Below are 14,456 nucleotides of genomic sequence, written 5' to 3'. Positions count from 1 at the left end.
GGGACTAAGTTACAAGAGAAAGCAAGTTGTTCAAACTACTGCCCTCAGCTGGCTTTTTATCCTACCGAACTTAAACTTAGAGCGCACAATTCCTTTACTCCTAAATTAACGTGCTATGGCTGGTGATTACTATGAAACTCTTGGTATTTCTCGCGAAGCAGACAAAGAGGAGCTAAAGCGGGCTTACCGTCGTCTAGCTCGAAAATACCATCCTGATGTCAACAAAGAACCTGGAGCCGAAGAGCGCTTCAAAGAGGTTAATCGGGCATACGAAGTGCTCTCTGAGCCAGAGCTGCGCTCTCGATATGATCGCTATGGCGAACAAGGCGTTAGTGCTGGAGCTGCTGGAGCGCAGGATTTTGGTGACTTTGGCGGATTTGCAGCTGACATTTTTGAAAGCTTTTTCAGTGGATTTGGTGGTGCAAGCGGCACTCAAACCAGCACTCGTAAACGAGGACCTGCTCCCGGTGATAATCTACGACTGGATTTGAAATTAGACTTTCGAGACGCTATTTTTGGTGGCGAAAAGGAAATTCGCATTGCCCATCTAGAAAACTGCAATACATGTGATGGGTCAGGTGCAAAACCTGGAACTCGTCCTCAAACTTGCTCAACCTGCCAGGGTGCAGGACAGGTTCGCCGCGCAGCCCGCACCCCCTTTGGCAGCTTTACTCAAGTCTCTGTTTGCCCAACCTGTAACGGCTCTGGGCAGATGATAGAAGATAAATGTGAAACCTGCGGTGGACGAGGACAGCGCCAAGAAACCAAAAAGTTGAAAATCACCATTCCAGCTGGCGTAGACAATGGAACTCGCCTCCGAGTAACCGGAGAGGGCGATTCGGGGATGCGGAATGGACCTCCGGGTGATCTGTATGTCTATCTATTTGTGGCGGAGGATGCCGAGTTCCACCGAGATGGTATTAATCTTTTATCCGAGCTAAAGATTAGCTATATTCAGGCGATTTTAGGATCTCGGGTCGAAGTGAATACATTGGATGATAGGCAGGATAAGCTACAGGAATTAGTGATTCCAGCCGGAATTCAACCTGGAACGGTACTGAAGCTTGAGGGGAAAGGAGTACCTAAGCTTGGTAATTCAGTGAGTCGAGGAGATCATTTGATTGCAATATCAATTGACATTCCCACTAAAATTGCTCCTGAAGAGCGAGAATTATTGGAAAAACTGGCAAAGATCCGGGGCGATCGCACTGAAAAAAACGGCATTGAAGGATTTATAGGCAAGATGTTTGGTTCATGAACGACCCAAATCAGACCATTCAACCGGATGCCCAGATGGACTTACGGGGAACTCCTTGCCCTATTAACTTTGTGCGTACCAAGCTGCGATTGGAGCAATTGGCTCCCGGTGCAGTGTTGGAAGTTTGGCTTGATCCGGGTGAACCTGTTGAGCAAGTGCCGGATAGTTTAGCGATGGAAGGCTACTTGATTGAACAAGTTGAAAATCGAACAGATTATTTTGCATTAAAGGTTCGTCGTCCTCTTGCAAATAGCCTTGATTAAACTATGAGTTCTGATTTGCAGAATTCACCGACATCTCCAGATTTTCCATCTGAAGGGCTTTGGGGTACTGTTTTAGCTGTGCAAGCAAACTACTATCAGGTCAAGCTAGATTCAAAGCAAGATGCAGTTAATAAGGAAATCAAGCATCCGCTTGAAAACCTAATCCCTCAAACCTCGAACCTGCAACCTAGTCCCTACTATCTGACTTCTGACACTCTCCTGTGCACTCGGCGATCGCGCTTAAAAAAGTTGGGTCAGGGAGTCATGGTAGGTGATCGTGTTGAAATCGAAGAGCCAGATTGGCAAGGAGGTCGAGGTGCAATCAGCGCAGTTTCACCTCGTCAATCTGAGTTAGATCGTCCGCCAATTGCGAATACCAATCAAATTCTTCTGGTATTTGCAATGGCAGAACCGACTCTTGATCCCCATCAGCTAACTCGATTTTTGATTAAAGCAGAATCCAGTCAGTTGCCAATTTGCCTGTGTTTTAGCAAAGCTGATCTGGCAAGTGCAGAGGAGCAAACCTATTGGAAAGAACGCATTCAGCAATGGGGCTATCAGCCAAGGTTTATTAGCTTGCATCAACAGACAGGCTTAACAGCATTATTTGATCAGTTACGCGATCGCATTACCGTTGTGTCGGGTCCATCTGGGGTCGGCAAATCTAGCTTAATCAACCATCTCATTCCTCTGGTGAAACTGCGAGTGGGTGAAGTATCAGGCAAGTTAGCACGGGGGCGGCACACGACCCGCCATGTAGAATTGTTTGATCTGCCAGCAGGCGGTCTATTAGCGGATACGCCTGGGTTTAACCAGCCTGATCTCAATTGTCACCCGAAAGACTTAGTCGATTATTTTCCAGAGGCGCGACAGAGGCTAGCAGAAGCTTCCTGCCAGTTCAGTAATTGCCTGCATCAAGAAGAGCCAGGTTGCGTTGTACGGGGGAACTGGGAGCGCTACGAGTTTTATCTAGAGATGCTGCAAGAGGCGATCGCACGGCACCATGCCTTAGATCGGCAGAGTCATGGAGAAACTAACCTCAAGCTCAAAAATCATCACCAGGGCAATCTGACCTATGAACCTAAGCTAGAACCTAAAAAATATCGCCAAATTTCTCGTCGCACCCAGCAACATCAGCTTCAAGTGCTGCAAGACGACGAACTGGAACTGGATTGAGTCAAAGAGTAGGGAATGAGGATTTTAAAGGCTCTTTAAAAATTAAGCATCTCTTGACAAAGCTAGGGCATTTGGCTGATTGATTGAACCATCCTGTGGTTGCCAGTGGGTGCGCGGCAGTTCAGTATGGGCTAATAGCCTGCCCTGGGAAATGACATACTGGGCGATCGCGCGGCGACGGATGGCATCGTAGCGATCGCAAGCATCCAGCACAATAAAGTTAGCGGGTTTTCCCACTTCAATCCCATAGTCATTTTGTAGGTTGAGGGTAGTCGCCCCATTCCAAGTCACCATGTCATAACAGGCATCGATTTCAGCCTTGCCCGTCATTTGGCAAACATGCAGCCCCATGGAAGCAACCTCCAGCATATTGCCTGTGCCCAAGGGATACCAGGGATCTTGAATGCAATCATGCCCAAAGCTAACGTTGGTTCCCTGCTGCCACAGTTCTTTAACACGGGTGACACCCCGCCGCTTGGGATAGGTATCGGCGCGTCCTTGGAGGGTGATATTAATCAAAGGGTTAGCGATGAAATTCATTTGGGTGCGGCGCAAAAAGCCCAGCAGCTTAAAGGCGTAGGCATTGTTATAAGACCCAAAGGCGGTGGTGTGACTAGCGGTAACTCGTGATCCTAACCCAGTACGAATGGCACAGGCAGCGACCACTTCTAAAAAGCGGGATTGCTCATCGTCAATTTCATCGCAGTGAAGATCAATCAGGCGATCGTACTGTTGAGCCAGTTCAAAAATGCGATGAACCGATTTAGTTCCATCTTCATGGGTTAGTTCATAGTGAGGAATTCCTCCCACTACATCAGCACCCATTTCCATGGCTTGCTCCAGCAAGCGTTCATTTTGGGGATTGCCATAAATGCCATCTTGGGGAAACGCGACGATTTGCAGAGTCATCCAGTCTTTTACTTCCTCTCGCACCTCCAAGAGGGCCTGTAGAGCAGTCAGGCTGGTTTCACTGACATCGGCATGGCTACGAACAAATAACACGCCCTGAATTGCCTGCTGCTTCAGGGTGGCGATCGCGCGAGTTTTCACATCTTTTAAAGAGAGGATTCCTTTGCGCTCTCGCCAGATGTCGATGCCTTCAAACAAGGTGCCGCTTTGATTCCACTGGGGTTGCCCAATGGTAAGAGCCGAGTCTAAGTGAATATGAGATTCAACAAACGGCGGACTGACAAGCTGATGCTGAATGTCTAGGACTAGTTTAGCGATAGCGGCAATCTGCGGTGCGATCGCCACAATAGTGCCATCTTGAATCGCAATATCAACCTCTGTAATGCCTCCATCCGCTTGCAATAAGCGACATTGGCGCAGCAGCAAATCGTACATGGTTATCCTTTCACTTCATCCGCAAAACTTGCCCACCGCACAAACTCAAAGGGACCTGCGATTGATCCCCACAGGTGTTCGTCAGTTTCGGGATCACGTCCGCGATCGTGGCTAATGAATTTTTCGCTGTCAATTTCAAACTCGTTATCTAAATAGGTATTTTTTCCGTCACGCACAACAATGCAGGCTTTGCCAGGTTGCACCTTGCCCTTAAAGCTGTGCCCTGTCCATTCCACTCGCATATTACATCCCGGCATAATCTCTAACCGCTCGACCGGTAAAGTTTGCAGCCGTTTCAGGTCGCGGGATGCGCCAAAAAAATCTTGTCCGTCTCGCAGAGTGTAGTGTTCGATTTCAATATGATCCGCTTGAGCAACTAGCTTCAAAATGCGTAGCCGATAGGGTTGGTTCAGCGCATAATCGTAGGCTTGTTCTAAAAACAAACTCACTCCAGAAAGTAGCTCTAAAGGTAAAGGGCGGATACAGACCCGGATATGAGCAAAAAAGGGAGGATTTTCAAATGCTTGGGCTTGATTGCTGAAGTCGGCTGCCATCAAGCTTGCCAAAGTTTTTACATCGGTGGATTGTGTCATTGGGATCAACCAGGGACTAGGAATGCACTTCTTATTCTAGAGGGAGCGATCGCCGACAGAGCAAGACTGGGCAAGGAGCGTAGTGAATCGCGTAATCTTCAGTAATACTCAGGCGTGTGTTTCGCAAAGCCGGACGCGGAGCTTCACCGCGACGAGCATCCCGAAACGCTTGTAACGGCGATCGCAGCGTTCTACGCCGGGGATCGCATCCCAAAACCAGCAAATCTGCACCCAGTTCTTGAGCTAAGTGGCAGATCGTTGGACCCGGATCACCCGATTGCAGGCGGGCCTGTATGTTGATGTTGGGGAAAGAAAGAGCGGCTTGCGCTTGCTGAAGCACTTCTTTACCTGCTTCCTGTTGGGCATTTTGGAGTGATTGGCTGAGTTGCCAACTGGGATTGGGGGACACAAATGGACCAATTAAATAGTTTGAATTTACTGGGATTTGAACATGGATCAGCGTAATCCGTTGAATACCGATGCCGATGAGTTGCTGAATTGCCGCGATCGCTTGCTGCGCTGCTGCTGAGCCATCCACCATCACCATCACATGATTCAATCCCTCTCTAGGCGTTGCATCTTGACGGGCAATCAGCACACTACAAGGGGCATAACGCGCGATCGCTGCCGCGACATTACCCAACAGCAGCTCCCGCGTACTTCCAGTACCACGATGTCCGACCACAATTAGTCCAGCGTCAATCGTACGAGCATAATTCAAAATTTCTGTGGCGGGTTTGCCCTGCCGAATTTCTAACGCTAAAGAAAAATTTGCTGGAAAATCAGGGCGAACCAGAGCAGTAAGGCTTTCTAAGGAAGGGACAAACTCATCGGATTTTGTAGTCTGAGAGGTTGTATTGGGTAGTGAATTCCTAGAACTGCTGGGAAGCGCAACTTTTCTTCTCAAAAGATTATTAGAACGACTAGAGGATCGGGGTAAAACAGTTAGTACTGTTAATAGCGATCGTCCCTCTTCCCTCTCGTAGCCTAAAAACACAGGCGCAACTAAACGCATCAGTCGCTGAGCCAACTGAGCGCTGGATGATCCATCCGTTGCCAATAGCAGCGGTGGAGATAAAACTAGAGACGGCACCTGGCTCATTAGTTGTATTCAAGTTCTCACTCTATAGTAAGTGATAGCTTACAGGTGACAGGTAATAGATTTGGGATGAATGACTCAATACCTAATACCCAGCAGCCACTTGAATACCCAACGTCTGACTGATATTAATGCTCATCTCGCACTGCGTTTCTGCGTCTCTTTTAATGTGACTAAAACCTACAGAGAGTGAATTGGAAAGGGAAATTTGAGTAAGATAAGTCCAATGTTCAGATAGGTGGTGATGAAGGTTCTAATACTCGCTTGGGAATTTCCACCTCGGATTGTTGGTGGAATTGCTCGACACGTGGCAGAGCTTTACCCAGAGCTAGTAAAGCGGGGTCACACAGTTCATCTGATTACAGTTGAATTTGGTCAGGCTCCTCAATACGAAATTGTGGACGGCATTCATATTCATCGGGTTGCCGTGGCTGCTAGCCATGACTTTTTCCATTGGATTGCCAACATGAATGACAGCATGGGACACCATGGCGGCAAATTGCTGCTGGAGGAAGGTTCCTTTGACCTGATTCATGCTCATGATTGGCTAGTGGGAGATGCCGCGATCGCACTCAAATGCGCCTTCAAACTTCCCCTTGTTGCCACTATTCACGCCACGGAGTATGGTCGCTGCAATGGGATTCATTCGGAGCAACAGCGTTACATCAGCAGCAAAGAGTCCCATCTTGCCCATGAATCATGGCGAGTGATTGTATGCACCAACTACATGAGATTAGAAGTAGAACGGGCGCTAGGCGTTCCTTGGGACAAAATTGATGTGGTCTACAACGGCATTCACTTAGAAAGTAAGCGATATACCCACCCTTTCGACATACAAGAATTTCGCCGCTCTTTTGCGGGAGATCACGAAAAAATTGTGTATTACGTTGGACGGATGACTTATGAAAAGGGTGTTTCCGTGTTGTTAAACGCCATTCCCATCGTGAATCGAATGTTGGGCGATCGGGTGAAATTTGTTTTGATTGGCAGCGGCAATGTCGATGACCTCAAGCGTCAAGCAGCAGATACGGGTGTTTGGCATCAGTGCTACTTCACAGGATTTATGTCTGACGAAGACTTAAACAAGTTTCGCATGATTGCAGATTGTGCTGTTTTTCCCAGTTTGTATGAACCCTTTGGCATTGTAGTGTTAGAAAACTTTGCTGCTCGCGTGCCTGTAGTGGTATCAGACACAGGCGGATTTCCAGAAATTGTTCGTCATGGCAAAACGGGACTGGTCACTCATACCAATGACTCCCAATCTTTGGCATGGGGTATTTTAGAAGTCTTACGAAACCCAGAGTATGGTCAATGGCTCACCAAAAATGCTTATAAAGATTTAGATCAGCGATTCGCTTGGGCTAAGTTAGCGCAACAAACAGATGCAGTGTATGGACGAATTCTTCATGAACGGGCACAGGTTGACTGGTAAAACGGCATGATTTGTGAGGTTTATCGCAAGAGGGTCTAGCCCATAAGCGAAAAACAGTGTAGAAATAAGAGAGCGATTAAGCAAAAACCAGACAAATCGTCTAGTTTTCGATTGTAGTTAAGATTTTTGCGAGGAGTTGATCCACATGAACATGCGATTTTTATCCGTATTGACTATCGCTGGGCTGTTTGCCAGCATTGCTCTACCTGCTTTTGCAGTTCCTAAAGCTGTAACCCGCGTTTTGCCTAGAGAATCTTTCGTTGGCACCCCTTTCCACACCCTGCCTACTCCCCCGGTTCATCCTGCTGCGTTCACGTTGCCACTCGACATTCAGATTGTTAAGAACGACACCATCACTACTGATACCCCCATTACTGACAAGAATGGCATTGGCAGCGACATCAAAGTTTGGGGCGCAGAAGTTCAAAAAGCTCTATATGCTCGTCCTAAGTTGGTTCGTATAGCTGGCAAGGATGCTGTTCCCTTTGTCATCAATGGAGATGAAGGCACAATCGTGTTGAATGCAAACGGTCGTGCTGTTTATGCTCCTTAGCCCTAATTTGATTGCTAGTTTAGCGATTGATTAGTTACCTTTAAAGGTTTGAGATGAACCTCTCGCTGTTTTGACTCTTGATACTTCTGTTATCAAGGTTAGCAAGCAGTGAGGGGTTTTTGTTTGTATCAGTAGTTGTGTAAAAAAGCAACTGAGAACATAGAATTTTTGATAGCTATCGTATGCTTCAAAATCGTTAAGAGGAATATCTGATATTGACGGGAGGTAGGCTAATGGAAGAAGAGCGGGTCAGTTGGCTACGGGACAACACCCTATTTGAGTCTTTAGCGGAAGTCGTGCTGGCTGCGATCGCGGCAGTGATTCAAGCAGAAACCGTGCAGGAAAATCGCCGCCTGATCTTGGAAGATACTCCTCCAACAGACTTTTACATTCTTCGATCTGGGCGATTGGAAAGTTACCGCACCAGTAAAGTCGCAGTTGCCAACACCGTCAGTTTGCTACCTGGATCTATGTTTCCTTTAAAGGAATTGCTGTTAGATCAACCTGCTGAGCAAACAGTAATTACCCTGTCGGACTGTGTACTCTGGAAAATTTCACGGCAAGATTTTTTGCAACTTGTACAGCAGTATCCCGAAATTTCTCAAACGTTTTCTCGTCAGTTGGCGATCGCCCTTGATCAGGTTTCGGCTCAGCTAACCTTCGAGCGAGAGCGCCAAGCTGCCCTGCGTCCCTATGTGATTCCCAAGGTAAAACGCGGCATTGTTGGTACCAGTCGCTATGCAATGCGTCATCGTCAGGAAATTCGCAAAGCCTCGGGCAATCGCGCTTCGGTGCTAATTTTTGGTGAGCCAGGTTTAGAAAAAGACAATACAGCGGCTTTGATCCACTTTGGGTCGAGCGATCGCCATGAGCCGTTGATTAAAGTTAACTGCGATGTCCTTCAAGCAAATGGCGCAGACCTTTTTGGGCGGGTAGGTGGCAAACCTGGACTGTTGGAATGGCTGGGCACGGGTTCTATTATGCTCAACAACCTGCAAGATTTAAACCTGGAACTGCAAAAAAAACTGGTTACCTTGCTAGAAACTGGCGAATATACTCCTATTGCCCGTGAAGGAGAAGCCCCACCTGCACCCCTACGCTGTGAAGCCAGAATCCTAATGACTTCAGAGCGAGTGTTGCCTACGTTAAATCGTAAAGGCTTGGTAGGACATGTGATTAAGCTTTCACCGCTGCGAGTGCGTAAGGCAGACATCATGGCTCAGGTCGAGTATTACCTAAGCTTGTTGTGTCGGGCGAGGGGAGTTTCTAAGCCAACTCTGACCCCTGAAGCGATTCGACGGCTCCAAGGTTATGACTTTCCAGGCAACTTAGCAGAACTGCAAGCCATGGTGGAACGGGCGGTGATCCAACTGAACGGCAGCAATGAGTTAACTGAGGAGGTATTTTGGGCAACCAGTCCTAAAAGCAAGCGGTTTCGCCTCAATCTACTGAATGGTTCTCCACAATTACGGCAATTTTTGCGGAGTCCCTGGTATCCCGATCGCCTCAATTATGGCTTCACCTTCGGCGCTTTTGCGATCGTGGTTGCAGTGCTAATGCTGGGTCCTCAAAGCCGCGATCAAAACATTGCACTCAATTTCTTTTGGGCATGGTGGTGGCTGGGTATTTTGCTTGCCTTCCCCTTTGTGGGTCGCCTGTGGTGTTCTGTTTGTCCCTTCATGATTTACGGCGAAGTAGCGCAAAAATTGTCGCTGTGGTTATATCCTCGTAAACTCTTGCCCTGGTCACGTCAAGAAGCAGAGCGGTGGGGCAGCTGGTTCATGTTTGGCATGTTTACCCTAATTCTGCTCTGGGAAGAACTATGGAATCTGGAAAATACGGCTTATCTATCTGGGTGTTTGCTGCTGTTGATTACGGCAGGCGCTGTCATCTTTTCTCTGCTGTTTGAGCGACGTTTTTGGTGTCGCTACTTATGCCCCATTGGGGGTATGAATGGATTGTTTGCCAAGCTATCCATGACGGAACTGCGGGCACAACAAGGTATTTGCTCCGCCAGTTGCACGACCTATCAATGCTACAAAGGTGGACCTGAGAAAGGCGAAGGACAAGAAACAAACGGCTGTCCGCTATATTCCCATCCGGCTCAGCTTGAAGATAATCGCGATTGTGTGCTGTGTATGACCTGCCTCAAAGCTTGCCCTCATCGGTCAGTGGAGCTAAATCTGCGTCCACCAGGCATTGAGTTATGGACGACTCACACGCCAGCCTACGCCGAAGTTTGCTTGCTGTTTCTTTTGCTTGGCGCAGTATGCTTACATCGTTTGCCTGAAATCGAAGCGATTCTGGGGCGATCGCTGCATCTCAATCAGTTTGGCTGGCACAGTGGCGTATCGGTGTTGGCATTGATGATTCCTGGAGCGATCGCCTTAGGTGCACACCAATTGATTCGCTTTCTCCGCCATGCTACTAAATCACGTCCTTTTCTGGAACTTGCCTATGGCTATTTGCCCATTGTTTTGGGAGCCAATATCGCTCACTACTTGCAACTGGGACTCACAGAAGCGGGAAGAGTGGTTCCCGTCACCTTCGCTACTTTTGGCTTGGGTACAACAAATCTCCCCATTTTCGTCGCTCATCCAGCCGTGATTGCGTTTTTGCAAGCTGTCACACTACTAGCAGCATTCTTGTTGAGTGTGGTGCTTACCCAAAAAATTGCTCGTCAATCTTTTTGGACTTTACTACCGCAACATCTTGCAACAGGAACGCTCACGGCTGGCATATGGCAGATTACTGTTGGCTGGTAGCCCTAATCCACGACTTTGAGCAATCCCATTTGCAGACGATAATAAACTTTGGTCACCTGATCCATTTCTTCATGATCTAAAGGCGTTTCAGAAAGCATTGCCTTTTGAAAAAACACTTCATCATCGTGGGTGATTGTACCAGTGCCAAGAATTCGTTTGATGACCTGTGCAAGAGACACAGCAGCAAAAGGGGCAACATTTATGATCATCATGGTCAAATCTTTAACCAACTAGAGGGGCAACGACTTACTCCTTCCAGATTCGCTGAAATGAAGCCCCTTTGACTCCCTCTAACTGTGTAACCACCCTTCACCCATGTGGATGAATTTAAAGTTTTGATGAAGAGAGGAGTTCGGAGTTTATGGTTCGGAGTTCGATGTTTGAAGTTTGGAGTTAAACAAAACAAATTCACCTTCGCACTTCGTACCTGGCACTTCTTACCTAGCACTTCTTACCTCGTACTCTAATCTCCTCCTTCTGGCTTCAAATCACGAGATAGCTGAATTGATCGCGTGTATAGATTGCCGCCTTCAGAATATTTGAAATCGATCGCGACCTCGTGAATTTTCTTTCCTTCAGGCATTGCAACAACATCGCTCTCCACCGTCTGGCAATTTTTCTTATCAAAACCGTCCGTTTCGCAAATCCGAATCGCGGTTGCTGGATGATCAAACCATTGACGAGTGCCCCAAAACTTATTTTTAACGCTAGTAGAATGGCGCACCTTCAACTGCTTTTTGTCGGTAATAGTCACAACGACCCACTCTTCGCGATCCAAATCGCCCGACGAGAAAATACTTGCCTGATTGGCGTTGCCTGTAGCCACGTCCCGCAGCCGCACTTTGTATGTAGTGTCAACAGCCTGTGCCACGGTCATCACTAGCTGAGATGCCAGTATGGATAAAAAGGAGATTGCTAGTAGAGATTTTTTCATTCGTTTTAGACCTCATTTATTCACAGTGTTTACAGTAATGCAGGTTGTTTTTTCAACCATTCCCCACAAATACTTCTCATGCATCTCATGACTATTTACGCAGCACTTGACAATTTTCTATTTTGTAGGTTAATTATTGTATAAGCACTTGGCACAGCCAACATGTACATTAAAGGCAAACTAAGAGCGATCCTTGGCATATTTGTTTCCATCTAGTTTAGATGGGCGTAAATATTTTAAGGATGCAGTCATCGGGAAGCGCAGCATAGTTTTTGTGTGCGCCCTGGATGTCTGTATACATTCAGTTTGCCAATTCTACTCACTCACGAAGGAGTTTAGAAAAGGTCATGAATTCAGAACACAAACGAAACCAAAACCAAAAGCTTGTTGAGCAATATGATCCACGCTGCCATTGGTGTAGACAGTTTTACTTGAAAGATCAATTGACGCGCGAACATTTAAGACCAAAGAGCAAAGGTGGAAGCAATCGAATGGCAAATCTACGTCTTGCTTGCCGTAAATGCAATCAGAAGCGCGGTAATAAACCTTTTCCACCTGAATATACGCCTACTTGGAAAGACGTTTTTCAATTAGGCTTCTTATTTATATGGGATCACGGTGGAAATGAGCAAATTGTAAATCTATGCCTTGCTCATCTGAAATCCAATACGAAATACCCTGATACACCTTTTCCACATGGACATGTCCCTACTTGGAAAGACATCTTTCAATTAATCCTCTTATTTATATGGGATATGTGGGAACACGGGTTGATTGAGGCATCTTCTTTTGTGAATTGGATTGAACAGGTTCAAATCCAAAACTAGCTCTGGTTTTGTTGGTTTACGCTGACGCTAACCCAACCTACAAAATTTTACTCATTACTTGTCAACTCACTCATGACTCAGCGATCGCTGCAACTACCAAAATTCAAAAAAGCTTCTCTACTGCAACAGGCTTTGACTCATAAATCGCACGTAAATGAAAATCCAGGGTTGGAGGATAACGAGCGGCTAGAGTTTTTGGGCGATGCAGTGTTGAATTTCCTAAGCGGCAACTTTTTATTTTGGCGTTACCCTGACCAGCCAGAGGGCAAGTTAACGACGCTGAGATCGCAGCTAGTAGACCAAACCCAGCTAGCCAAATTTGCGATCGCGCTAGATTTGGGCAGTCAGATTCGGCTGGGTAAAGGCGCAGACCGGGATGGCGGGCGCACCAATCCTAATTTGTTGAGTAGTGCCTTTGAAGCGATGATTGGTGCCTACTTCTTGGATTGCAACTCTGTTGCCAAGGTACAGCACTATGTAGAGCCATTTCTTGAATCCGTGTGTGATCGCCAGACTGCGACGGCAGCCACCATCAACTTCAAAAGCCGATTTCAGGAATGGGCACTGGCGAACGGCAGCGACAATCCGCAGTACGTGATTTTGTCAGAGTCGGGACCTGATCACGACAAAAAATTCATAGCAGAAGCCCAAGTTGGCGGCACAGCCTATGGTCGGGGATTGGGAGCCAAAAAACAGGAAGCAGAAAAGAACGCTGCCAAAGCTGCATTAGCAACATTAGGAATTTTATGAAGAGAAAGGCTTTGATTTCTTGTCTCGCTTTTCTTATTGATTGAGCTATTGCCATAAGGCAAAGCCATATCCCTCAACTTGCGCCCTGAATAGTCAAGACTGAGCAAGGAGCGTGGTGCAGAACATAGTTGCTGACGCTGCCAAGAAATAATTCTTTCAAACCAGAGTGTCCGCGACGACCCAGCATAATCAGGTCAGCATTCCAAGTCTCAGCCAGTTTGCAGATCACATGCCCCGCATCTCCTGGGCTTTGAGTAAATTCAGCTTTTACCCCAGCGCTTGCTGCCTGAGCTGTTAAGGCTTTGGTAAATCGGAAATTGTCTTGCTCATAAGCTTCCCATTGAACGGCATAGTTTTTAATGGCTACTTCTTTCAGAGCCGTTTCATAAACAGTGCTAGCACTAGGATAGATAGGGGTGGGATAACCCTCATCGCTGGGAGATAAGACATGTAACAGCATCAGCTCGCCATCGGTCAGCTTGGCTAGGGCGATCGCCTCTTCCAGAATATGGTTGTTGCTGCCAGTAGGAGTGATGGCAATGAGAATTTTTTTGAACATAAGAATCTTCTATATCAAAATCTGAAATGTGTTCCTATCAAGATTAAAGAATAAAGGCTTAAGTCTAAAAGAACGTTAAGTTCGCTGAACTACGCTGATTGACCGCTCCATCGATAGTCTCGCAGACTAATTTTACCTTGAGGTGTAAATTGAATGCCTTCTGCTTCTAATAGCGATCGCTGTAAATAATCAGATCCATAGCGCTCTGGTGATTCTGAGATTTCGCCTTTTGCATTGATGACTCGGTGCCAGGGAATATCAGAATTCGGAGCAACACGGAACAACGCATAGCCTACTAAACGCGCTCTTCCTGACATATTGGCTAAATCTGCCACTTGCCCATAGGTTGCCACCTGCCCAACGGGAATTTGCCGCACGATCGCATAAATCGTTTCGTAAGCTGCCATTCATCCCTTTAGAGTGAACGAAGCACGTCGCGCAATGCTTGACCAACCACTTGAAAGCGACTTTCGGGTAAGGCAACGAGTTGAGCCGGGAAGACGTAATACACATCGCCCTCATCGCTGACATCAAAGTTGGCATCAAATTCCTTTGCCCAACTATCTAAATGGCGACGGGCAAGCATGGGTTCTAAGCGAGCGGCCGCAGCAAAATCTAGCACAGTCAGCCGTCCCTGGCTGAGACGGAGTATTTGAAAGAAGCGATCGCGAATGGCATAGTGCTCTGCCTTAAAACCGCTGTAGAGCAAGAGCGCACCAATCGCCGCTGGTGCCAGCCCAAAAAATACCAATAAGGTTAACAGTACTGTAAGTAAGATGCCGCTAGGTTGAGCGATCGCAATGCCTAGCAAAATTCCCACAGAAACCGTGCCACCGCCTACCAAGCTCAAGCCGCCTAGCAATTTGCCGACCTTGCCCCACATCTGACTCAACACTGCCACCC

Annotated in this window: 16 protein-coding genes; 8 read left to right on the top strand and 8 right to left on the bottom strand. The window is 47.1% G+C overall.

What is annotated here, in order from left to right:
- The first annotated feature begins 115 nt into the window (after window positions 1–115).
- Genes dnaJ through rsgA form a run of 3 tightly spaced genes read left to right on the top strand, consistent with a single transcriptional unit; the run spans window position 116 to window position 2,697 of the window.
- Window positions 116–1,258: a molecular chaperone DnaJ gene (dnaJ, locus tag JOY44_RS02210; RefSeq protein ID WP_171572118.1), complete on the top strand. Its 1,143-nt coding sequence runs from the start codon at window positions 116–118 to the stop codon at window positions 1,256–1,258.
- Window positions 1,255–1,521 carry a sulfurtransferase TusA family protein gene (locus JOY44_RS02205; RefSeq protein WP_171572117.1) on the top strand — a complete coding sequence of 89 codons (267 nt, stop codon included), beginning with the start codon at window positions 1,255–1,257 and terminating at the stop codon, window positions 1,519–1,521. The genes dnaJ and JOY44_RS02205 overlap by 4 nt, the downstream gene beginning before the upstream one ends.
- A gap of 3 nt (window positions 1,522–1,524) precedes the next feature.
- Window positions 1,525–2,697 carry a small ribosomal subunit biogenesis GTPase RsgA gene (gene rsgA, locus JOY44_RS02200; RefSeq protein WP_171572116.1) on the top strand — a complete coding sequence of 391 codons (1,173 nt, stop codon included), beginning with the start codon at window positions 1,525–1,527 and terminating at the stop codon, window positions 2,695–2,697.
- 42 nt (window positions 2,698–2,739) lie between these two features.
- Here rsgA and codA read toward each other — a convergent pair whose 3' ends face one another.
- The 3 genes from codA to JOY44_RS02185 are packed head-to-tail and all read right to left on the bottom strand — an operon-like array spanning window position 2,740 to window position 5,736.
- Complete coding sequence (gene codA, locus JOY44_RS02195; protein WP_171572115.1) at window positions 2,740–4,041, bottom strand: cytosine deaminase; 1,302 nt, start codon at window positions 4,039–4,041, stop codon at window positions 2,740–2,742.
- 2 nt (window positions 4,042–4,043) lie between these two features.
- Window positions 4,044–4,634, bottom strand: a complete 591-nt coding sequence (locus tag JOY44_RS02190; protein ID WP_171572114.1) for a chromophore lyase CpcT/CpeT — start codon at window positions 4,632–4,634, stop codon at window positions 4,044–4,046.
- 31 nt (window positions 4,635–4,665) lie between these two features.
- Window positions 4,666–5,736 carry a universal stress protein gene (locus JOY44_RS02185; RefSeq protein ID WP_171572113.1) on the bottom strand — a complete coding sequence of 357 codons (1,071 nt, stop codon included), beginning with the start codon at window positions 5,734–5,736 and terminating at the stop codon, window positions 4,666–4,668.
- A gap of 241 nt (window positions 5,737–5,977) precedes the next feature.
- Here JOY44_RS02185 and JOY44_RS02180 point away from each other — a divergent pair, with 241 nt between their 5' ends.
- From JOY44_RS02180 to JOY44_RS02170, 3 genes are all read left to right on the top strand, one after another.
- Entirely contained in the window at window positions 5,978–7,165 is a 1,188-nt protein-coding gene (locus tag JOY44_RS02180; protein WP_171572112.1) for a glycosyltransferase family 4 protein, read from the top strand.
- Window positions 7,166–7,310: 145 nt separating this feature from the next.
- Window positions 7,311–7,718 (top strand): hypothetical protein, encoded by a 408-nt coding sequence (locus tag JOY44_RS02175; protein ID WP_171572111.1) that lies wholly within the window; start codon window positions 7,311–7,313, stop codon window positions 7,716–7,718.
- Between the two features lie 233 nt (window positions 7,719–7,951).
- Window positions 7,952–10,483, top strand: a complete 2,532-nt coding sequence (locus JOY44_RS02170; protein WP_171572110.1) for a cyclic nucleotide-binding domain-containing protein — start codon at window positions 7,952–7,954, stop codon at window positions 10,481–10,483.
- A 2-nt stretch (window positions 10,484–10,485) separates the two neighbouring features.
- On the opposite strand, the gene JOY44_RS02165 is transcribed toward JOY44_RS02170, so the two are convergent.
- Together JOY44_RS02165 and JOY44_RS02160 are read right to left on the bottom strand one after the other, a co-directional pair.
- Window positions 10,486–10,701: a hypothetical protein gene (locus tag JOY44_RS02165; RefSeq protein WP_207211150.1), complete on the bottom strand. Its 216-nt coding sequence runs from the start codon at window positions 10,699–10,701 to the stop codon at window positions 10,486–10,488.
- Between the two features lie 245 nt (window positions 10,702–10,946).
- Entirely contained in the window at window positions 10,947–11,417 is a 471-nt protein-coding gene (locus JOY44_RS02160) for a hypothetical protein (protein WP_171572109.1), read from the bottom strand.
- 347 nt (window positions 11,418–11,764) lie between these two features.
- Here JOY44_RS02160 and JOY44_RS02155 point away from each other — a divergent pair, with 347 nt between their 5' ends.
- Together JOY44_RS02155 and rnc are read left to right on the top strand one after the other, a co-directional pair.
- A complete protein-coding gene (locus tag JOY44_RS02155; protein ID WP_197984894.1) occupies window positions 11,765–12,244 on the top strand; it encodes an HNH endonuclease in 480 nt (159 codons plus the stop codon).
- 72 nt (window positions 12,245–12,316) lie between these two features.
- Window positions 12,317–12,994: a ribonuclease III gene (rnc, locus tag JOY44_RS02150; RefSeq protein WP_171572107.1), complete on the top strand. Its 678-nt coding sequence runs from the start codon at window positions 12,317–12,319 to the stop codon at window positions 12,992–12,994.
- A gap of 73 nt (window positions 12,995–13,067) precedes the next feature.
- Here rnc and JOY44_RS02145 read toward each other — a convergent pair whose 3' ends face one another.
- From JOY44_RS02145 to JOY44_RS02135, 3 genes are all read right to left on the bottom strand, one after another.
- Complete coding sequence (locus tag JOY44_RS02145) at window positions 13,068–13,553, bottom strand: universal stress protein (protein WP_171572106.1); 486 nt, start codon at window positions 13,551–13,553, stop codon at window positions 13,068–13,070.
- An 89-nt stretch (window positions 13,554–13,642) separates the two neighbouring features.
- Complete coding sequence (locus JOY44_RS02140) at window positions 13,643–13,960, bottom strand: MGMT family protein (RefSeq protein ID WP_171572105.1); 318 nt, start codon at window positions 13,958–13,960, stop codon at window positions 13,643–13,645.
- Window positions 13,961–13,968: 8 nt separating this feature from the next.
- A complete protein-coding gene (locus JOY44_RS02135) occupies window positions 13,969–14,448 on the bottom strand; it encodes a hypothetical protein (RefSeq protein ID WP_171572104.1) in 480 nt (159 codons plus the stop codon).
- Window positions 14,449–14,456: the final 8 nt, after the last annotated feature.

Source organism: Leptolyngbya sp. Cla-17, from assembly GCF_016807185.1.
In the GTDB taxonomy this organism is placed as follows: domain Bacteria; phylum Cyanobacteriota; class Cyanobacteriia; order Leptolyngbyales; family Leptolyngbyaceae; genus ULC077BIN1.
This window is presented reverse-complemented; position numbering and strand designations above follow the sequence as displayed.